This is a genomic window from Nonomuraea terrae, from assembly GCF_004348995.1.
In the GTDB taxonomy this organism is placed as follows: Bacteria; Actinomycetota; Actinomycetes; order Streptosporangiales; family Streptosporangiaceae; genus Nonomuraea; species Nonomuraea terrae.
This window is the reverse complement of the sequence record NZ_SMKQ01000015.1, coordinates 49,550-69,067: the sequence shown is the minus strand read 5'-3', so window position 1 is coordinate 69,067 and position 19,518 is coordinate 49,550. Positions and strand designations below refer to the sequence as shown.

Genomic DNA, 19,518 nt, shown 5'->3' with positions numbered 1-19,518 from the left:
TTGCTGTGATCATCGTAGGCGGCGAACCCCCGGCGGTCACGGGCCCGATGACAGCAGGCGGGACCACCAGCGGCGTTTGGCCGGCTCCTCGTCCGGCATCCGGCCGCGTTCGCGCAGCCAGGCGGCGAAGTCGTCGGCGTCGGCGCGGTAGCCGGGCGGCGGGGTGGCGCGGGCCCGCGCGTACGCGGCGAACTCCGCCACCAGGTCGGGCCCCGCCGCGGCGGCGGCGTCGGGACGGATCCTCGCCACGATGTCCCGCCGCTTGGCCACCAGGCTCGCCGACTGCACCCGCATCCGCTCCGGGTCGAACCCCTCGGGCACCTCGCCCCCGGCGACCAGCGCCGCCACCACCCGCCCCTGCGCCTCGGCCAGCCGCCGCCGCGCCTCACTCATCGAAGGGCACCGGCCATCGCGGCCCGGATCCTCGTCAGCTCGCCGGCCAGGACGGCGTCCGACGGGTAGGCGCCGTCCCACTCCAGCAGCACGCCCGGCGGGGTGGCGCGGGCGCACAGCTCGGCGAGCAGGTCGAGCACGGCCTGCGGGGCGACGGCCGTGTGGGTGTCGTGCCAGAGCCCGCCGTGCTCCTGCCCGCCGGCCACGTGCACGTACGCGAGGTGCTCCAGCGGCAGCGTGTCGAGCGCCGCCACCGCCGGCAGGCCCAGGTTGACCTGGTTGGTGTGGAGGTTGGCCACGTCGACCAGCAGCCCCACGCCGGTGCGCTCGACCAGTTCGGCCAGGAACTGCGCCTCGGTCAGCTCGTCGTCCGGCCAGCCGAAGAGGGCGGCGACGTTCTCCAGGACCAGCGGGACGGGCAGGGCGTCCTGGGCGCGGCGCACGTTCTCGGCGACCACCCGCAGCGACTCCCTGGTACGCGGCACCGGCAGCAGGTGCCCGGCCTCGACGCCGCCCCCGCGGACGAAGGCCAGGTGCTCGCTCACCAGCGGCGCGTCCAGGGCCTGCGCGCAGGCCGCAAGGTGGGCCAGCCGGGCCGGGGAGGGCCGCTCGGCGCCCCCGACACCGAGCGACACCCCGTGCGGGATCATCGGCAGGCCGCGTGCGCGCAGCACCTGCAGCGACTCGGGCAGCCGGCCGGGATGGACGTTCTCGGCGACCACCTCCAGGAACTCCACCCCTGCCATGCGCTCGATCGTCAGGTCGAGCTCCGTCCGCCAGCCGATGCCCACGCCCAGCCCCGCCATGTCAGCAACCTCCTCCGCCGCAACCGCCGCCGCCCCCGCAACTGCCGCCGCCGCCGGACGAGCCGCTCGAACAGCTCGATACGTACGACGCGCAGCTCCCGCCACCGCCGCCGCCCGAGCCTCCGGACGACGCGCCGCTCCTCCTGCCGCGGGGCCGGGCAGGCGAGGAGGGAACAGGTTTGGCAGGGTCGAACGCCCCGTACAGATCAGAGGTGCGGCTCAGCCGCCCCGGGCCGTGGAGCGCGACGGAGAGGTGGAGCTCCGCGCCGCCCCGTGGGAGCTCCCTCCTGGCATCTTCGAGCGCCCTGCGTCCCGCCTGGGCCGGCACGGGCGCGGCGAGCGTCCGCCTGGGCGCGCTTTTCGGCGTCAGCGTGGCGGCCGGCCGGTGGCTCGCGGCGCGGGCGCGCACGCTCAGCAGCGTCCCCGCGTAGACCATCAGGGCGATCGTGGCCAGGAAGAGCGCCGGGGCCGCCACCCTCATCGGGGTCGTGCCGGCGAACAGCAGGAGCAGGCCCGACAGTACGGCTCCGGTGAACGCCAGGGCGGTGGTCATCCGCAGCCGCACGCTCAGCCGGTCGACGTCGCAGAACAGGTCGTCCGGGCGGATCAGGCCGCGCTCCGTGAGGCGCTGCCCGAGCCGCTCCATGGCCCGGCTGCGGGCGATCTGCTCCCTGAGCGAGAGCACCGAGGCCCCGGAGGGCAGGACGGCCGACAGGACCACCTCGTCGATGGGGTCGTCCGATCGGGGGCCGCCGGCGACGGGGTACACGTTCCCGCCACGCGACGCTCGCAGGGCTCCCACCTCGGTCAGCAGCACGATGGCGGTCTCCGCCACCCGCCGGGGGCCTCCCGCGAGGTACGCCAGCTCGTAGTGGCCGAGGTCGGGAGATCTGTCACTCGTCCTGATCGCGCGCAGGGCCGTGAGTGCGCGCCGGATCGAGTGGGTGATGTGGCCGGCGACCGCCGCCAGGGCCACGGCAAGGATCAGCAGAGCCAGATCCATGGACGGCCTCCCCTCTGCGGGCCTTCCAGCCCGGCTGTCGGAAGTGACGCGTATTCCGACAGTAGGATCGGCCCCCGGTCCACCAGGGGTTTAGCGCCATTTGCTCACGGTTTCCTCTCCCGCTCATGAACGGCGAAGACTTCCTCTCCCGCTCATGAACGGCGAAGACTTCCTCTCCCGCTCATGAACGGCGAAGGCGCCGGCCGTCGCGAAGACGGCCGGCGCCGGTGAAGAGAGCCGCGGCGGTCGGCGGGGACCGCCGTCAGCCGCCTCAGCCGAGGCGGTCGAGCAGAGCGTTGTACTCGTCCCACAGCTCCTTGGGCAGGTGGGAGCCGAACTTCTCGAAGTGGCCCGGGATCAGCGCCGCCTCCTCCCGCCAGACCTCGCGGTCGACGGTCAGCAGCGCGCGCAGGTCATCCTCGGACAGGTCGAGCCCCTCGGTGTCGAGCTCGGCCGGCAGCAGGCCGATCGGCGAAGGAACGGCCTCGGCCTCGCCGTTGAGCCGCTCGACGATCCACTTGAGCACCCGGCTGTTCTCGCCGAAGCCGGGCCAGATGAACTTCCCGTCGGCGTTCTTGCGGAACCAGTTGACGTAGTAGATGCGCGGCAGCTTCGCGCCCTCGCGGCGGCCGATCTCCAGCCAGTGGCCGAAGTAGTCGCCCATGTTGTAGCCGCAGAACGGCAGCATCGCGAACGGGTCGTGGCGCAGCTCGCCGACCTTGCCCTCGGCGGCGGCGGTCTTCTCGGAGGCGACGTTGGCTCCGAGGAAGACGCCGTGCTGCCAGCTCAGCGACTCCGTCACCAGAGGAACGGCGGTGGCGCGGCGGCCGCCGAACAGGATCGCCGAGATGGGCACGCCCTTGGGGTCCTGCCACTCCGGTGCGATGGTCGGGCACTGGGCAGCCGGGACGGTGAAGCGGGCATTGGGGTGAGCGGCGGGCTCGTCGCTGTCGGGCGTCCAGGAGCGGCCCTTCCAGTCGGTCAGGTGCGCCGGGGGCTCGTCGGTGAGGCCCTCCCACCACACGTCGCCGTCGTCGGTGAGCGCGACGTTGGTGAAGATGCTGTTGCCCCAGAGCGTCCTGATCGCGTTGGCGTTGGTGACCTGTCCGGTGCCTGGGGCCACGCCGAAGAAGCCCGCCTCCGGGTTGATCGCGTACAGGCGGCCGTCGTCGCCGAAGCGCATCCAGGCAATGTCGTCGCCGATCGTCTCGACCTTCCAGCCCGGGATGGTGGGCTGCAACATCGCGAGGTTGGTCTTGCCGCAGGCGCTCGGGAAGGCGGCGGCGACGTACCGTGGCTCGCCGTCCGGCGGCGTCAGCTTGAGGATGAGCATGTGCTCGGCCATCCAGCCCTCGTCGCGGGCCATGACGCTGGCGATGCGCAGGGCGTAGCACTTCTTGCCGAGCAGCGCGTTGCCGCCGTAGCCGGAGCCGTACGACCAGATCTCGCGGGTCTCGGGGAAGTGGCTGATGTACTTGGTCGAGCTGCACGGCCAGGGCACGTCCTCCTGCCCGGGCGCCAGGGGCGCTCCGACGGAGTGGACGGCCTTGACGAAGTCTTGGCGCTCCTCGATGAGCCGCAGCGCCCGCTCACCCATCCGCGTCATGATGCGCATGGAGACGGCGACGTACGCCGAGTCGGTGATCTCGACGCCGAGCTGCGAGATCTCCCCGCCCAGCGGGCCCATGCAGAACGGGACGACGTACATGGTGCGGCCCCGCATGCAGCCCTTGAAGAGCTTGCCGAACGTGTCGCGCATCTCGCCGGGCGCGATCCAGTTGTTCGTCGGGCCCGCGTCCTCCTCGCGCTCGGAGCAGATGAAGGTGCGGTCCTCCACCCGCGCCACGTCGCTCGGGTCGGACTTGGCGTAGAAGCTGTTGGGACGGGCGGCCAGACGCGTGAGCGTGCCCTGCTCGACGAGCAGGTTGGTCAGGCGCGTCCACTCCGCCTCCGACCCGTCGCACCATTCCACGCGGTCGGGCTGGGTCAGGGCTGCGATCTCGTTCACCCACGCGACCAATTCGGCATTGCTGGTGGGTGCGGTTACTTCCACGGAAACGGACACGACTATGACTCCTCCACTCTCCCAGGGCCCAGTCATCATTAACGACGAACCGGCGAGAAAGCCAATTGGCATAGACCTGTTGGCGAGGCCGTCGCCGCAGGCAGCGGCCCTGACGATTGGGGGACCCTACCCAGCGGAAGCGGATTTAAAAGAAGAAATTCGGAGCACTGGTCCAGTCCAATCCCGATGGTCTAAACCAATTGCCCAAGTGGTTTAGTCCATTCCCCGGAAGCGGCCTCATGAATTGACGTCGGGCCCCGCGGAGCGCACCCGGTCGACATGCTGCAGCGCCTCGCGCAGATCCACCAGCCACGTGTCGGCGTTCCTCCCGACCAGGCGTACGCACCAGGCGAGGGCGTCGCTGCGGCTGCGCGCCACACCGGCGGCCACCAGCGTGTCGAGCACTTGGCGCTCCGACTGGCGCAGCCGCGTCATGACCGGCACGGAGAGTGTGGTGAACATCACAGCCTCGCCCCCGCAGACGACGCCCCACGACACCTTCTGCCGGAACCTGCGCTCGGCCTCCTTGGCGATGTCGATCCGCCGCTCCCGCGTCTCCTCCCTGAACCTCCTCACCATCCCCTCGATCAGGGCGGCGCGCTCGGCCTCGGGGACGTCGGCGGGCGGGTCGGGCAGCGGGCCGAGCACCGCGATCTCCTCGCGGTCGCGGATGATCGTCGGAGCGCCGGTGAACCACTCCTCGGGCAGCCGCCCGGTGAACCAGCCGCGGACCTCGTCCTCTGTAGTCATGTAATCATCATTACCGAGTTGCGGCAGGAACGCACGTGAGGCAACAGGACACTGTGCGCGGAGGAAAGCCTCAGCGGACCTTGGCCGCCTGCACGGGGCTGACTCTGACCACTCCGGCCAGGTTGCGGGTGGTCACCGGCACGATCTTGACCACGTCACCGGTGCGGGGCGCGTGCAACATCTTCCCCTCGCCCCAGTAGATGGCCACGTGCGAGATGTAGGCCGGGTTCGTCGGGTCGTTGCGCCAGAAGAGCAGGTCGCCCGGCTGCGCCTGCGCGTACGGCACCTGCGGCCCCGTCAGCCACTGCTGGTGCGTCACGCGCGGCATCCGCACCCCCGCCTGCGCGTAGGCCCACTGGACCAGGCCGGAGCAGTCGAACGTCTCCGGGCCCTCGGCGCCCCACACATAAGGGCGGCCCAGCTTGGAGACGGCCGCCCGCAGCGCCGCCGTGAGCTGGTCGCCCGTCATGAACGACCCGGCCGGCCACTCGCGCGGCGTCACCTGCTGCCGCTCCGGAGGGATCACCGGGTTGACCAGCGCCACCTGGGTGCCCTTGGGCAGCACCCGCAGGATGGCCGCGCGCAGGTCGTCGGAGGCGGCCTTGGGGGCGCTGACGATGAGCGCGTTGTCGTGGGGCAGGCCGAGCCTGCGGCCGACGTCCTTGGAGACCACGGCGTCCACGGCGCCGAAGCCGGTGGTGGCGTACGCGCCGATGCGCAGCTGCCCGGCCGGCCCCTGCACCCGCCGGTGCAGCGTGAGCCCGCCGTCGTTGCCCAGCACGAACGACACCGCCACGTCGCCGGCCGCCACGTTCTGCCAGAGCGCATCGGACGAAGCGGTCACCTTCGGCGTGTACGCCCGGAACGTGGACGGATCCACCCCGAGTGTCTGCACCCGCTTGTCGTCGAGCACGATCGAGGCCGCGTCCGCCAGCTCCAGCGCCCGCACACCGGGCAGCGCGGCCACCTTCCGCAGCAGCTCGTCCGTGAACGGCTTGCGGGTGAGCACGAACAGGTTGGGCTTGTGCAGCTTCTGCAGCGGCGCGACCGGCGTGACGGCCGGCGGCGACTGCTGCGACTGTTCCTGGGGCTGTTGCTGCGCCAGCAGCGTCTGCTCGGGCCGGACGTCGCGCGGGGCTTCGGATAACCCGGCGCGCTCCTGCGGCGGGTGCACGAGCAGCAGCACGTCGGCGGTCAGCACCGCCACCAGCGCCACCACGATGAACGGCACAAGCCTGTACGTGTTGCGCCGTTTACGGGATTTGACGAGAAAACTCAGGTCTTGCCGAATTCCCGAGCCATGCCCTGGGTCATGTCCCGGGACATGACCCAGAACATGGCCGGGAACATGGCCCGGGACATGCAAAAATTCCGCCGGGCCAACGGGGGCCCGGCGGTCGTCGTGCGGGGGGGTCAGTTGCCGACGTACGGCACGGCCTCCAGGATCTCGACGGTGTTCTGCCGTCCGTTGGGCAGGGCGTAGGTCGCCTTCTCACCGATCTTCTTGCCGTTGATCGCCGCACCCAGCGGGGACTTGGGCGAGTAGACGTCGATCGGCGCTCCGCTCTCCTCGCGGGAGGCGAGCAGGAAGGTGACCTCGTCGTCGTCGCCGACGAACCTGATGGTCACGGTCATGCCGGGGCCGACCACGCCCTCGGTCTTCGGGGCCTCTCCCACCTGGGCGTTGTCGAGGATCTGCCGCAGATGGAAGATCCTGGCCTCCATCTTGCCCTGCTCGTCCTTGGCGGCGTGGTAGCCGCCGTTCTCACGCAGGTCGCCCTCTTCACGGGCGGCTTCGATCTTCTTGGCGATGTCGACGCGCCCGGGGCCAGAGAGATACTCGTACTCCGCCTTCAGGCGGTCGTACGCCTCCTGCGTCAGCCATGTGACGTTCTCATCGCGAGAGTCGGCCACGGGTTCTCCTTGCTTGCCTAGGGGGCCCTGAGATCACTTCGAGGTTGCGTACGGTTGAATTGCGAAAGGGTAACAAGACAACGGCGAGAACGCTTCCCCAAATGTCTCACTATACGAGATTGCAGTACTGGATGTGGACGGAAGTGGCCTGACCACTGGTGTCCAGGCTTTCCTTGATCTGCTTACTACCCGCACCGGCCGGGATTCTTACTTCCTTGCTGCCGACTTCCGCGTGGTCGACGTCCAGCGCGCGGATGCGGCACACCGCGACCCGGTCGTCCGGCTTGTAGACCTCGAACGTGATCTCGGCCCGGCTCGGGCTCTCCACCTCGAACGTGACCACCTGTGACGGCGCCTCCGAGCCGCCCGCGGTCATCGACCACATGACGTAACCCCAGCCGCCGGCGATGATGGCCACCAGCACGCCGATCACCACGTGGACGACGAGCCTGCCCCTTCGCTCGGGACGATCGGGGAAGTCGTCGGGGGTGCCGAGAACGGGCCCGTCCTCGACATCTCTGGTGACCATGGCGGAATCTCCCTGCACTCCCTCGGCGTTATCCGAGACAATTGTCGCCCGCGAGGGGTGTGCCCTCGCGACCGCCCAGCAGAAACTAACCTCTCTGGGTGACTGCCCGGTCCTGACTGAGGAGACATCGAGCCCGTGAGTGCACCGCTGAGGCTGATGGCCGTCCACGCCCACCCCGACGACGAGTCGAGCAAGGGTGCCGCCACCATGGCGCGTTACGTGCGCGAAGGCGTGGGAGTGCTGGTCTGTACGCTCACCGGCGGCGAACGCGGATCGGTGCTCAACCCCAAGATGGACCGCCCCGAGATCGTGGCCAACATCGCCGAGGTCCGCAAGGCCGAGATGGACCGCGCGCGCGAGATCCTCGGCGTCGAGCAGCGTTTCATGGGTTTCGTCGACTCCGGCCTGCCGGAGGACGAGAACGAGCCGCTGCCCGAGGGCTGCTTCGCGCTGCAGAAGCTGGAGGACGCCGCCAGGCCCCTGGTGGCCGCCGTCCGCGAGTTCCGGCCGCACGTCATCATCACGTACGACGACGACGGCGGTTACCCGCACCCTGACCACATCATGACCAACCGGGTCTCGGTCGAGGCGTTCGAGGCGGCCGGCGACCCCGACCGCTACCCCGGCACCGGAGACCCCTGGCAGCCGCTGAAGCTCTACTACCACATGGGCTTCACCAAGGAGAGGTTCGAGGCGCTGCACGAGGCGATGGTCGCGCGCGACCTCGGGTCCCCCTACTCCGACTGGATCGCGCGCTGGGAGGACCGCCCCACCAAGTGGGGGGCCACCACGCGCGTGCCGTGCGGCGAGTACTTCAAGGTCCGCGACGAGGCGCTGCTGGCCCACGCCACCCAGATCGACCCGGACGGCTTCTGGTTCGTCTGCCCGCGCGAGGTGCAGGAGGAGATCTGGCCGACGGAGGACTACCACCTGGCGCGCTCGCTGGTCGACACCGAGCCGCCGGAGGACGACCTGTTCGCGGGCATCCACGCCGACGACGTCTCACCCGCCTGCCACTGAGGGGACCACGGCCTTCAGGTGGCAGACTGGAAGGGTGAGTGTTCTAGCAGCGGGTGATGTGAGTCCGGGTTTGCTCGGCTTCGTCGTCGTGGCCCTCATCGGGTTCGCCCTCTTTCTTCTGATCAAGTCGATGAACAAGCAGATGTCGAAGATCGAAGTGCCGCACGAGGGTGACGTGCACGACGAGAAGGTCAAAGACGACGAGAAGGCCAGGTAAATGCCGACAGAAGTGGTCGACAACCCGACGGAGAAGCGATTCGAGATCCACGTGGACGGCAAGCTCGCCGGGTTCGCCGACTACCGGCTGCTGCCCACGAAGATCATTTTCACCCACACCGAGGTCCTGCCCGAGTACGAAGGGCAGGGCCTGGCGGGCAAGCTCGTCGGCCACGCGCTTCAGGTGAGCGCCGACACCGGCCTGCGCGTCGTGCCGACCTGCCCGTACGTCGCGAAATACATCGAGCGCCACCCGGAGTTCAAGGAGCTCGTCGACTCCGCCTGAGGGATCACTCGGCCGGGGGCGACCAGGCGCGTTCCAGCGCCTTGGGCAGCCCCCACCAGCCCAGCGGGGTCAGCACGTCGTCCTCGTCCACGATGCCGAGGTAGCCCCACAGCGTCACGACCGAGGCGAAGAGGCTCTCGGTCGTGTCGAGGTCGTCGCCGGCATGCTCGTCGACGTCGACGTCCTCCGACTCGGCGATGAGGCGCGCCATCCGCTCCGGCGAGGCCAGCACCCCCGGCCCCATCCTGGCCAGCGCGGCCACCCCGGCCAGCCAGTCGGCGTGCTGGATCGCGCACAGGTTGGCCAGCACGGTGTCCTCCTGGCTCAGCTCGCCCTCCACGTCGACGAACTCCTCCAGCACGTCGCCGCCCTCCGACAGGTCGGAGATGGGCCCGGCGATGCCGGCCGCCACCGACAACCACAGCTCGGTGTCGTCGTCGGGCAGCGGCCTGTCCTCGAACCCGGCGCAGGCCCGCAGCACGTTGGACGGGTAGCCGGGCAGGGCGAGCAGCACGCGCAGCCGCGCCGCGGCGACCTCCAGCTCCTCCGCGGGCACCTCGGGCTGCTTGGGCAGCTCCGCCATGATGCGCTGCAGCTCCGACAGCGCGAACGCCTCCTCCTCGTCCCAGGCGTTGAAGAGCTCCTCGTCCTGCTCGTCGCTGACGGCGAAGCCGGGCACCCGCCCGTCGGGCAGCGGCGTGCCGAGCCACTGCTCCTGCAACTCCTCGTACGCCCTGCGGGCCTCCTGGTCGCCGGTCACCAGCGCGTCGGGGTCGATCTCCCCGGCCGCCACGCGCTCCTCCAGGTGGGCCACCAGGCGGTCGTACATCTCCGTGGCCACGGGGCCGCGTTCGTCCTCCTCGGGCCAGACGAAGTAGCTGGGCGTCATGAGGATCGGCTCGGTGCCGGTCGATTCCAGCCACCGCTGCACGTCGCCCACCGTGGCCTGGCCCGCCTCGATCGAGCTGAGAACGGCCTTGGCCGACTCCCAGAACGCCCGGGAGAGCGGGTTTCCGGCCGAGAGCATCTCCCGCCGCAGGTCGGGCAGCGCCACGAGCGCCACCCCCGACGGTACGGCGAGCAGCGCGCGTGCCACGTCCCTGCGGGTGAGCGCCGGGGCCGGGCGACCGGCGTGAGCGCAGACGAAGTCCATATCCACGCCCGTAACCTACGCCGTCACCGCCTTCCGAGTCAGCCGCAGCGCGCCGGGGCGTGACCTGGCCCACAACCGGCCGCCGGACGACGCATAGGGTGAATCGAGGAGGTCATGATGAACCGGTTGAAAGACGCCACGAGCCCTTATCTGCTGCAGCACGCGGACAACCCCGTGGACTGGCACCCATGGGGTGAGGAGGCGTTCGAGGAGGCGAGGCGCCGCGACGTGCCCCTGCTCATCAGCGTGGGTTATTCGGCCTGCCACTGGTGCCACGTCATGGCCCACGAGAGCTTCGAGGACGCCGAGACCGCGGCGCTGATGAACGAGCACTTCGTCAACATCAAGGTCGACCGCGAGGAGCGGCCCGACGTCGACGCCGTCTACATGACCGCCACCCAGGCGATGACCCAGCAGGGCGGCTGGCCGATGACGGTGTTCGCGACGCCCGACGGTCATCCGTTCTACGCCGGCACCTACTTCCCGCGGCCCCACTTCCGCCGGCTGCTCACCGAGGTGCGCAACGTGTGGACCGGCGACCGGCAGTCGGTGCTGCAGCAGGGCGCGAAGGTGGTCGAGGTGCTCAACTCGAACGCCGCGCTGCCCAACGGCCCCCTGCCGGGCGAGGAGACGCTGCAGAAGGCTCTGGCCAACCTGCGCGAGTCGTTCGACGACGTCCACGGCGGCTTCGGCGGGGCGCCGAAGTTCCCGCCGTCCATGGTGCTGGAGTTCCTGCTGCGCTCGGGCGAGCGCGAGATGAGCGGCCGCACTCTTGAGGCGATGGCCCGCGGCGGCATCTACGACCAGCTCGGTGGCGGCTTCGCCCGCTACAGCGTGGACGCCCGCTGGATCGTGCCGCACTTCGAGAAGATGCTTTACGACAACGCCCTGCTGCTGCGCGTCTACACGCACTGGTGGAAGGCGGGCGGCGGCGAGCTCGCCCGCCGCGTGGCGCTGGAGACGGCCGACTGGCTGCTGCACGAGATGCGCACGCCCGAAGGCGGGTTCGCCTCGGCGCTCGACGCCGACAGCGAGGGCGTGGAGGGCAAGTTCTACGTCTGGACGCCCGAGGAGCTGGTGGAGGTCCTCGGCGACGACGACGGCCGCCGGGCCGCGGAGCTCTTCGAGGTCACGGGGACGTTCGAGCACGGCACGTCCGTGCTGCAGCTGCTGCGCGACCCCGACGACCCGGCCCGCTACGCGGACGTGCGGGCGCGGCTGCTGGCCGCGCGGGAGCGCCGGGTGCGTCCTGGGCGCGACGACAAGGTCGTGGCCTCCTGGACGGGCCTGGCTATCGCGGCCCTGGCCGAGACGGGCGCCGTCTTCGAACGGCCGGACCTCGTGGCGGCGGCCACGGCGGCGGCGGAGCTGCTCGCCGGCACCCACATGGTCGACGGCCGGCTGCTGCGCACGTCGCGCGACGGCCGGGCGGGGGCCAACGCCGGGGTGCTGGAGGACTACGCCAACGTGGCGGAGGGCCTCATCGCCCTGTACGGCGTCACCGGCGAGGCCCGGTGGCTGCGGCTGGCGGGCTCGCTGCTCGACACCGTGCTCGACCGGTTCGCCGACGGGTCGGGCGGCTTCTACGACACCGCCGACGACGCCGAGCGGCTGTTCCAGCGCCCGCAGGACGCCACCGACAACGCCACCCCCTCCGGCCGGTACGCCGCCGCCGGTGCATTGCTGTCGTACGGCGCGCTGACCGGCTCCACACGGCACCGGGAGGCCGCCGAGGCGGCGCTCGGCACGGTGTCGGTGCTGGCGGCCGGGCACGCCCGCTTCGCGGGCTGGGGGCTGGCCGTGGCGCGTGCGGCGCTGTCGGGCCCGGTGGAGGTGGCCGTGGTGGGGCCGGCCGACGACCCGCGTACGGCGGCACTGCACCGCGAGGCGCTGCTCGCCGACGTCCCGGGGATCGTGGTGGCTCTGGGGCGGGGTGACGGTGCCGACCGCGGCACCGGCGACCCGTTGACGCCGCGCGAGGCCTTCCCCGCGCTCCTGGAGGGCCGGGGCCTCGTCGACGAGGCCCCGGCGGCGTACGTCTGCCGGGGGTTCACCTGCCGCATGCCCGTCACCACGGTGGACGCCCTCCGCAGCGAACTGCGTACCTGACCGTCCGGCAAGGGGCCCACCATCGCCGAAGCCCCGCGCTCCTCCTCAGGACCGTCCTCTGAGGGTGAGGGTGTGTGAAGCACACACCCACCCTCGCGAGGCCTCAATGGTGAGCCCCACCTGCGACCGTCCGTCTGGGGGTTGGGTGGGTGAACCACACCCCACCGCCACGAGATCTCGGTGGCGAGCCACACGGCACCCCGCAGCGGGCCTCGTAAGCCCCATCCCACTGCCGACCTCATCCGCCGAGCCACGTTCACCACCCAGCCGACCTCAGCCACGCAGGCGGCCGGTCCTCGGCCGTGAACCCAATCCCGCTACCCGGCCGGCCTCGCCCGCCGAGCCACGTCCACCACCCAGCCGACCTCGGCCACGCGGTCGCCGGTCAGCGGTCTTGGGGTTCGCGGAGGCGGGGCTCATCGGGGTTGGTGCGGTCGTCCTGGACCCAGGGGTTGTCGGGCAGGTCGAGGGACGGCGGGTCCGTCTGCTCCGGCTCCACGTCCTGGCGTGCGCGGTCGCCTGGGTTGTCCTGATCGGGCTCGTCGGTGAAGGACGGGCCGCCGTCGGGCTCGGGGACGTCCCATTCGTCCGAGTCGGTCGGAGGCGTGTAGTCGGGGTCGGGGACGTCGCTGTCGTAGTCGGGCGTCTCGTAACCCGAGGAGTAGCCGTAGTCGGACGGCTCGGGGAACTCCTCGACGGGCTTGCCCTCCATGGCCTCGGTCATGAACGCCCGCCAGATCTGCGCCGGCAGCGAACCGCCGAACTGCGTGCCGTATCCCGGGATCGTGACGGTGGCGTTGTCGTCGCGGAACATGTTGACCGCCACCGCGAGCTGCGGTGTGTAGCCGTTGAACCAGACCGACTTCGAGTCGTCGGTGGTGCCCGTCTTGCCGGCCACCGGGCGGTCGTAGAGCCGGGCGCCGGTGCCGGTGCCGTATTTGACGACCTGCTCCATCGCGTACGTGGTGTCGGCGGCGGCCTGCTCGCCCACCACCTTCGTGGCGGCCGGCTCGACGACCTGCTTGCGGCCCTGGGCGTCGGTGACCGACCGCACCACGTGGGCCTCCATGTGCACGCCCTTGTTGGCGAACGTGGCGAACCCGGAGGCGTTCTGCACGGCGCTGACCGAGGCGACGCCGAGCGGGAACGAGGCGGCCGCCTGGTGGGGCTTCAGCTGGGCGGCGGGGATGCCGGCCAGCTCGGCGGTCTTGGCCACCTTGTCGAGCCCCACCTTCTGGCCGAGGTCGACGAACGCGGTGTTGACGGAGTTCTGGGTGGCGCTGACCAGGTTGATGAGCCCGTACGAGCGGTCGCTGTCGTTGGGGATGGGCTTGGAGGCCGAGGCCACCCGCAGCGGCGAGTTGCCGTCGACGCGGGTGGACAGGTCGAACCCGTTGTCGAGGGCCGCGGCCAGGGTGTACGGCTTGAACGTCGAGCCGGCCATCACCTTGGCCGAGAACGCGTTGTCGAAGTGTTCCACCTGCGCGGGACGCCCGCCGTAGAAGGCGACGACCTCGCCGGTGGCGGGATCGACGGCGGCCAGGCCCGTACGGACCTGCTTCGGGCTGGAGTCGGGCAGCAGGTCCTCCACCGCGCGCTCGGCGGCCTGCATGAGCTTCTTGTCGAACGTGGTGACGACCTTCAGGCCGCTGCTGTTGATGTCCTCGTTGGTGTAGCCGCGGCGGTTGAGCTCGGCGGTGACCTGCTCCAGCATGTGCTGGGCCTGGCCCTTGAGCTCGAACGGCTTCTTCGGCGGCGCGAGCTCGGGGAACCGCTCGGCGGCGGCCTGCTCGGGCGTCAGCGCGCCGGTCTGCGTCATCGCGTCGATCACCGACTGCCAGCGCGCCTTGACCGCGTCCAGGTCGGCGCCCTGGGGGTCGGCGAAGCGGCTGGGCTGCTGGATGACCGCCGCGAGGTAGGCGCCCTCGGCCACGGTCAGGTCGCCGACGTCCTTGGCGAAGTAGGCGCGGGCGGCCGACTGCACGCCGTTGGCGCCGCGGCCGAAGTAGATCGTGTTGAGGTACTGCTCCAGCACCCAGTCCTTCGGCTTGGACTGGTCGACCTTCATCGCGATGAGGATCTCTTTGAACTTGCGGGTGACCGAGCGCTCCTGGCTCAGCCCGCTGTAGTAGTTGCGGACGAGCTGCTGGGTGATGGTGGAGCCGCCCTGGAGCTGCTGCCCGGTGAACGTGGACCAGACGGCGCGGGCGGTGCCCTTGATCGAGACGCCGGCGTCGTCGTAGAAGGACCGGTTCTCGGCGGCGATGACCGCGTCGCGCACGTGCTGGGGCACCTGCGCGATATCGACCCTTCTGCGGTCGACGCCCTGCCGCGCGAGCACGGTTTTACCGTCGCGGTAATAGATCACCGAACCCTGCGCGGTCGCCTGTTTCTGCGTTGTGTCCGGAATCGGAGTCATCGCCCAGGCAATGGCGAAAAGACCGGCCAGCACGAGGATTCCGGCACCGAATGAAATCAGTACAAGCCGGAGAAGCCGCCGTTTTCGCATCCCGTTTCCACCACCACTCCGCACCCCTGACTCCCCTCCGTCAAGCGTCGCCCCATCCCCGCAGCCTGGGCGAATGCCAAGGGTAAACGATCGATAATGGTGCCTCGTCCCCCGCTGATACTACGACGGCCGGCGCCCTTCCTGACGCGGAACATCGGCGACCAATGGCAACACTCGGTAGGGAACCGGAGTGTCAAGGGCGATGATCGAATTAGTCCTGAGTACGCCTTGAACATCAACGATCACATCGATAACCCGCTGCAAATCCGAGTTCGTCCGCGCCACCACCCGGCAGAGCAGATCGCTGCCGCCGGTGATGGTGTGCACCTCCAGCACCTCGGGAATGCGGGCCAGCCGGTGGGCCACCGGGTCGTGCCCGGCCACCTGCCGGATCTCCAGGCTGACGAACGCGGTGACGTGGTAGCCGAGCGCGGCGGGCGAGACGTCGGGCCCGAAGCCCGTGATGACACCCCGGTCGATGAGCCGGTCGAGGCGGGCCTGCACCGTGCCGCGGGCCACGCCGAGCCGGCGCGAACACTCCAGCATGCCCAGCCGGGGCTCCTCGGTCAGCAGGGTGATCAGGCGGGCGTCAAGCTCGTCGATTGTCATGCTGTACAGATTTACCGGAGAAATCCGCGATCAACTAGGCAGATTGTCCACTCGTAGAGGTAACTGTTGCGCAACTCGTCCAGGAAATTCGACAGTTGTGACCATGAGTGATGTCTTTCCGGTTAACGGCATGGACGCCGTGGTGTTCGCCGTGGGCAACGCCAGGCAGGCGGCCCACTACTACTCGACCGCGTTCGGCATGAAGCTGGTGGCCTACCGCGGGCCGGAGAACGGCAGCAAGGACGCGGCCGCGTACGTGCTGACCTCGGGCAGCGCCACGTTCGAGTTCCGGGCCTCGATCCGCCCGGGCACCGAACTGGCGCGCCACGTCGCCGAGCACGGCGACGGGGTGATCGACCTGGCCATCCAGGTGCCCGACGTGGAGGCCGGCTACGCCCACGCCGTGGCCAACGGGGCCAAAGGGCTGGTGGAGCCGTACACGCTGGAGGACGAGCACGGCAAGGTGACGATCGCGGCCGTCGCCGCGTACGGCGAGACCCGGCACACGCTGGTCGACAGGTCCGACTACCACGGACCCCACCTGCCGGGCTACGTGGCGGCGGAGCCCCTCGTGGCCCCGCCCGCGACCAGGACGGGGCGGCTGTTCCAGGCGATCGACCACTGCGTCGGCAACGTCGAGCTGGGCAGGATGGACGAGTGGGTGGAGTTCTACCGCAAGGTCATGGGCTTCACGAACATGGCCGAATTCATCGGCGACGACATCGCCACCGAGTACTCCGCGCTCATGTCGAAGGTCGTGGCCGACGGCACCCGCAAGGTCAAGTTCCCGCTCAACGAGCCGGCGGTCAGCCGCAAGAAGTCGCAGATCGACGAGTACCTCGAGTTCTACGGCGGGCCGGGCGTGCAGCACATCGCGCTGGCCACCAACGACATCCTGACCACGGTCGACCACATGCGGGCGGCGGGCGTGCGGTTCCTGGACACTCCCGACTCCTATTACGAGGACCCCGAGCTGCGCGAGCGCATCGGCGAGGTGCGCGTCCCGATCGAGGAGCTGAAGAAGCGCCGCATCCTGGTCGACCGCGACGAGGACGGCTACCTGCTGCAGATCTTCACCCAGCCCGTGCAGGACCGGCCCACGGTCTTCTTCGAGCTCATCGAGCGGCACGGCTCGCTCGGGTTCGGCAAGGGGAACTTCAAGGCGCTCTTCGAGGCGATCGAGCGCGAGCAGGAGCGGCGGGGCAACCTGTAGGGGGCCTGCCGGGGCGATGCGGTGACGAGTCGTCGGCAGTCCGTGACCCAGCGTAAGATTCTGGTCACGATCTGAAGGGGGCTCGTCACCTATGCGTTTCCACAGGAGCGGAGTGGTCGCGCTCGTCGTGCTCGGCAGCGTGGTCGGCTGCTCGCTCACCGACGAGCCGACACCGCCCGCGGTACACCACACCGAAGCGGCGTACCGCCCGGGCGCGCCCGGCATCGGCGACCCCGACTTCCCCGACGACGGCAACGGCGGCTACGACGTCGCCCACTACGACCTCGACGTCGACTACACGCCCGCCACCAGACGGCTCGAGGGAGTGGCCACCATCCGGGCCGCCGCCACGCAGGGCCTGTCCAGCTTCAATCTCGACCTGGCCGGGCTCGACGTGCGCAAGGTGAGCCTCGACGGCAAATCCGCGACGTTCAGCCGGCGGGGCGACGAGCTGACCGTGCGGCCCGAGCGGCCCATCGACGCCAATGACGAGTTCACCGTCGAGGTCACCTACGACGGTGTCCCCAACCCGGCGAAAGACACCGGCAACCTCGGCACCTTCGGGTTCATGCCGACCTCCGACGGCGCGTTCGTGGCCTCCGAGCCAGACGGCTCCAAGACCTGGTTCCCGAGCAACGACCACCCGGCCGACAAGGCGACCTACGCCTTCGAGATCACCGTGCCCGCCGGGCTGACGGCGCTGGCCAACGGCGAGCAGGTCGGGCAGCCCAAGACCGCCGGCGGCAAGACCACCTTCCGCTGGCGGGAGCGCCACCCGATGGCGACATACCTCGCGACGGCCACGCTCGGCAAGTTCGAGCTGCGCCAGGGCAAGACGGCCTCGGGCATCCCCACGCTGGCCGCCACCGACCCGGCCTTCAAGAGCGGGCTCGACCGGCTCTACACGTCCACCGCCGAGATCACCGACCACTGGGCCAAGGTCTTCGGCCCCTACCCGTTCTCCTCGACGGGTGGCGTGATCGACAACTACACCGCGGGCTACGCGCTGGAGAACCAGACCAAGCCCCTCTACGGCGGCTTCGACCCCGACGAGGTGATCGTCGCCCACGAGCTCGCCCACCAGTGGTTCGGCAACAGCCTGACCATCTGGCGGTGGAAGGACCTCTGGCTCAACGAGGGCTTCGCCACGTACGCCGAGTGGATGTGGTCCGAGCACAAGGGCAGGAAGACCGTGGAGGAGTTCTTCACGGAGTTCAACAACCGCCCCGACAGCGACCCGATGTGGTCCTATCCGCCCGGGCGGGCCAAGCCCGACGACCTGTTCAACCAGTCGGTCTACACCCGTGGCGGGATGGCCCTGCACGCGCTGCGCAAGGCCATCGGCGACGAGACCTTCTTCAAGCTGCTCCGCACGTGGGCCGCCGAGCACCGCTACGGTCACGTCACGACGGAGAAGTTCATCGACCTGGCCGAGCGCATGTCCGGCAAAGACCTCAACCCGCTCTTCGACGCCTGGCTCTTCCAGCCCCGCAAACCCGCCGCCTGACCCGCCGCGAACCCGCTCCGCCGGACAGTGAGCGCAGGTGCCCGGTGGCGGGATCCCGTGGCTGTACGGCCTCGCACGGCACGGTCCACGCCCAAGGCGTCTTCCGCAGGATCCGGGTTCTGGAGGGGCTGGGGCGGCGCACGGGGATCTGGAGGGGCAGCACAGGATCCGAACGGCCAGCACGGGGTCACGACGGCCAGCACGGCCAGCACGAAGGCCGGGCGGACCGTACGAGGGTTACGAGGGCCAATAGGTGTCGCCGGCGAGGAGAAGGGCGGCGGCGCCGACCAGGCCGGCCTCCTGGCCGAGTGCGGCGGGCACGACCTTGACGCGACGGGCGAACCCCATCCGGGCGTGCTCGCGTAGCGCCTCCTCCAGCGGGCCGAACAACGGCTGCCCCGCTTGGGAGAGCCCGCCGCCGATGGTCACCAGGTCGAGGTCGCACAGGTGCGTGGCGGAGGCGATCGCGATGCCGATCGCCCGACCGGCCCGGCACATCGCCCGGGACGCGATCTCGTCCCCGGCCCTCGCGTCCGCCGCCAGCTGCCGCGCCGTCACCACCCGATCCTCGCGGTACGCCTCGTCCTGTTCGTACGGCCGCGCCCCGTGGTCGTGGGTGGTGGCCGAGGTGAGGCGTGGCGCGGGGACGCCTGTGGGTGCGGTTCGGCCGGAGTGCGCCCCACCGGGGACGGTCACGGGCGCGGCCGCCGGACTCTCGGTCCTGCCGGCCCGCGTACCGGTCCCGTTGTCGGTGCGAGACGATGGGACGCGGTCGGCGCCGGTTCCCCGTGGCGTGTCGAAGGCGGAGTCGGGCGCTGAGGCCTGGGTGGGGATGGCCGCGCTGGGCACCCAGCCTTGGGCCAGGGCCCAGGTGGCGAGGGCGGGGCCGCGGGCCATGGCTTCCAGGCAGCCGTGGCCGCCGCAGCCGCAGCGGGGCCCGCCGTCCGGTTCCACCACCACGTGGCCGATGTGGCCGGCGTTGCCCGTACGGCCGTGCACCAGCCGGCCGCCCAGGATGAGCCCACCGCCCACGCCCGTCGACACCACCATGCCGAGCATGTCCTGGGTGCCCTGGCCGGCGCCCTTCCAGTGTTCGGCGACGGCCAGGCAGACGGCGTCGTTGTGCACGCGTACCGGAAGGCCGGGGAAAAGGGCCGTGAGGCGGGCGCGCAGGGGGAAGCGGCGCCAGCCGGGGATGTTCAGGGGGGAGACCTCGCCCTCGGGCCAGGTCATGGGGCCTCCGCAGCCCACGCCCACCCCTTCGACGTCGTCGGAGAGCGGGGCGATGAGGTCGGTGAGGGTGTGCCACAGGGTTTCGGCGTCGGCGCTCCGGGGGGTGGTGACGCGTCTGGAGGTGACCACGGTGCCGTCGCGGGCCACCAGCCCGGTGGCCATCTTGGTGCCGCCTATGTCGATCGCGAGGATCACGGGCGGCC

The 19,518-nt window shown here is 70.4% G+C and carries 18 protein-coding genes; 6 read left to right on the top strand and 12 right to left on the bottom strand.

What is annotated here, in order from left to right; all coding sequences use genetic code 11:
• Positions 1–36: 36 nt before the first annotated feature.
• The 8 genes from E1286_RS47680 to E1286_RS08420 form a co-directional block, all read right to left on the bottom strand.
• Positions 37–393 carry an SCO6045 C-terminal-like domain-containing protein gene (locus tag E1286_RS47680; RefSeq protein WP_165969639.1) on the bottom strand — a complete coding sequence of 119 codons (357 nt, stop codon included), beginning with the start codon at positions 391–393 and terminating at the stop codon, positions 37–39.
• Positions 390–1,199, bottom strand: a complete 810-nt coding sequence (locus E1286_RS08450; RefSeq protein ID WP_165969638.1) for an MbnB/TglH/ChrH family RiPP precursor modification enzyme — start codon at positions 1,197–1,199, stop codon at positions 390–392. The genes E1286_RS47680 and E1286_RS08450 overlap by 4 nt, the downstream gene beginning before the upstream one ends.
• Before the next feature lies 1 nt (position 1,200).
• Positions 1,201–2,202, bottom strand: coding sequence for a TIGR04222 domain-containing membrane protein (locus tag E1286_RS08445; RefSeq protein ID WP_132610412.1), 1,002 nt, complete (start codon positions 2,200–2,202; stop codon positions 1,201–1,203).
• A 271-nt stretch (positions 2,203–2,473) separates the two neighbouring features.
• Positions 2,474–4,303 carry a phosphoenolpyruvate carboxykinase (GTP) gene (locus tag E1286_RS08440; protein ID WP_132610442.1) on the bottom strand — a complete coding sequence of 610 codons (1,830 nt, stop codon included), beginning with the start codon at positions 4,301–4,303 and terminating at the stop codon, positions 2,474–2,476.
• A gap of 201 nt (positions 4,304–4,504) precedes the next feature.
• A complete protein-coding gene (locus tag E1286_RS08435) occupies positions 4,505–5,017 on the bottom strand; it encodes a hypothetical protein (RefSeq protein ID WP_132610410.1) in 513 nt (170 codons plus the stop codon).
• 70 nt (positions 5,018–5,087) lie between these two features.
• Positions 5,088–6,248, bottom strand: coding sequence for a C40 family peptidase (locus tag E1286_RS08430; RefSeq protein ID WP_246074591.1), 1,161 nt, complete (start codon positions 6,246–6,248; stop codon positions 5,088–5,090).
• Between the two features lie 182 nt (positions 6,249–6,430).
• Positions 6,431–6,931 (bottom strand): transcription elongation factor GreA, encoded by a 501-nt coding sequence (gene greA, locus E1286_RS08425; protein ID WP_111184401.1) that lies wholly within the window; start codon positions 6,929–6,931, stop codon positions 6,431–6,433.
• Between the two features lie 109 nt (positions 6,932–7,040).
• The gene (locus tag E1286_RS08420) at positions 7,041–7,460 is read right to left on the bottom strand and encodes a DUF4307 domain-containing protein (RefSeq protein WP_132610406.1); all 420 of its coding nucleotides are present in this window, start codon (positions 7,458–7,460) and stop codon (positions 7,041–7,043) included.
• Between the two features lie 135 nt (positions 7,461–7,595).
• On the opposite strand from E1286_RS08420, the gene mca reads away from it, so the two are divergent.
• From mca to E1286_RS08410, 3 genes are read left to right on the top strand one after another with little or no spacing between them, the layout of a single operon-like run.
• Positions 7,596–8,480: a mycothiol conjugate amidase Mca gene (mca, locus tag E1286_RS08415; RefSeq protein ID WP_132610404.1), complete on the top strand. Its 885-nt coding sequence runs from the start codon at positions 7,596–7,598 to the stop codon at positions 8,478–8,480.
• A 58-nt stretch (positions 8,481–8,538) separates the two neighbouring features.
• Positions 8,539–8,697: a hypothetical protein gene (locus tag E1286_RS47675; RefSeq protein WP_165969637.1), complete on the top strand. Its 159-nt coding sequence runs from the start codon at positions 8,539–8,541 to the stop codon at positions 8,695–8,697.
• Positions 8,698–8,982 (top strand): GNAT family N-acetyltransferase, encoded by a 285-nt coding sequence (locus E1286_RS08410; protein ID WP_132610402.1) that lies wholly within the window; start codon positions 8,698–8,700, stop codon positions 8,980–8,982. It abuts the gene before it with no gap.
• Between the two features lie 4 nt (positions 8,983–8,986).
• Here E1286_RS08410 and E1286_RS08405 read toward each other — a convergent pair whose 3' ends face one another.
• Positions 8,987–10,135 (bottom strand): hypothetical protein, encoded by a 1,149-nt coding sequence (locus tag E1286_RS08405; RefSeq protein WP_132610440.1) that lies wholly within the window; start codon positions 10,133–10,135, stop codon positions 8,987–8,989.
• 114 nt (positions 10,136–10,249) lie between these two features.
• Here E1286_RS08405 and E1286_RS08400 point away from each other — a divergent pair, with 114 nt between their 5' ends.
• Positions 10,250–12,244, top strand: a complete 1,995-nt coding sequence (locus E1286_RS08400; protein WP_132610400.1) for a thioredoxin domain-containing protein — start codon at positions 10,250–10,252, stop codon at positions 12,242–12,244.
• Positions 12,245–12,629: 385 nt separating this feature from the next.
• Here the strand turns inward: E1286_RS08400 and E1286_RS08395 are convergent, their stop codons facing one another.
• The gene (locus E1286_RS08395) at positions 12,630–14,585 is read right to left on the bottom strand and encodes a transglycosylase domain-containing protein (protein ID WP_246074589.1); all 1,956 of its coding nucleotides are present in this window, start codon (positions 14,583–14,585) and stop codon (positions 12,630–12,632) included.
• A gap of 288 nt (positions 14,586–14,873) precedes the next feature.
• On the bottom strand, positions 14,874–15,362 hold the full coding sequence (locus tag E1286_RS08390; protein ID WP_132610398.1) for an Lrp/AsnC family transcriptional regulator: 489 nt from the start codon (positions 15,360–15,362) through the stop codon (positions 14,874–14,876).
• 103 nt (positions 15,363–15,465) lie between these two features.
• Between E1286_RS08390 and hppD the strand changes: the two genes are divergently transcribed.
• Both hppD and E1286_RS08380 read left to right on the top strand, forming a co-directional pair.
• Complete coding sequence (hppD, locus tag E1286_RS08385) at positions 15,466–16,575, top strand: 4-hydroxyphenylpyruvate dioxygenase (protein WP_132610396.1); 1,110 nt, start codon at positions 15,466–15,468, stop codon at positions 16,573–16,575.
• A gap of 91 nt (positions 16,576–16,666) precedes the next feature.
• Positions 16,667–18,082: a M1 family metallopeptidase gene (locus tag E1286_RS08380; protein ID WP_132610394.1), complete on the top strand. Its 1,416-nt coding sequence runs from the start codon at positions 16,667–16,669 to the stop codon at positions 18,080–18,082.
• Positions 18,083–18,319: 237 nt separating this feature from the next.
• On the opposite strand, the gene E1286_RS08375 is transcribed toward E1286_RS08380, so the two are convergent.
• Positions 18,320–19,510: an ROK family protein gene (locus E1286_RS08375; protein WP_132610392.1), complete on the bottom strand. Its 1,191-nt coding sequence runs from the start codon at positions 19,508–19,510 to the stop codon at positions 18,320–18,322.
• Positions 19,511–19,518: the final 8 nt, after the last annotated feature.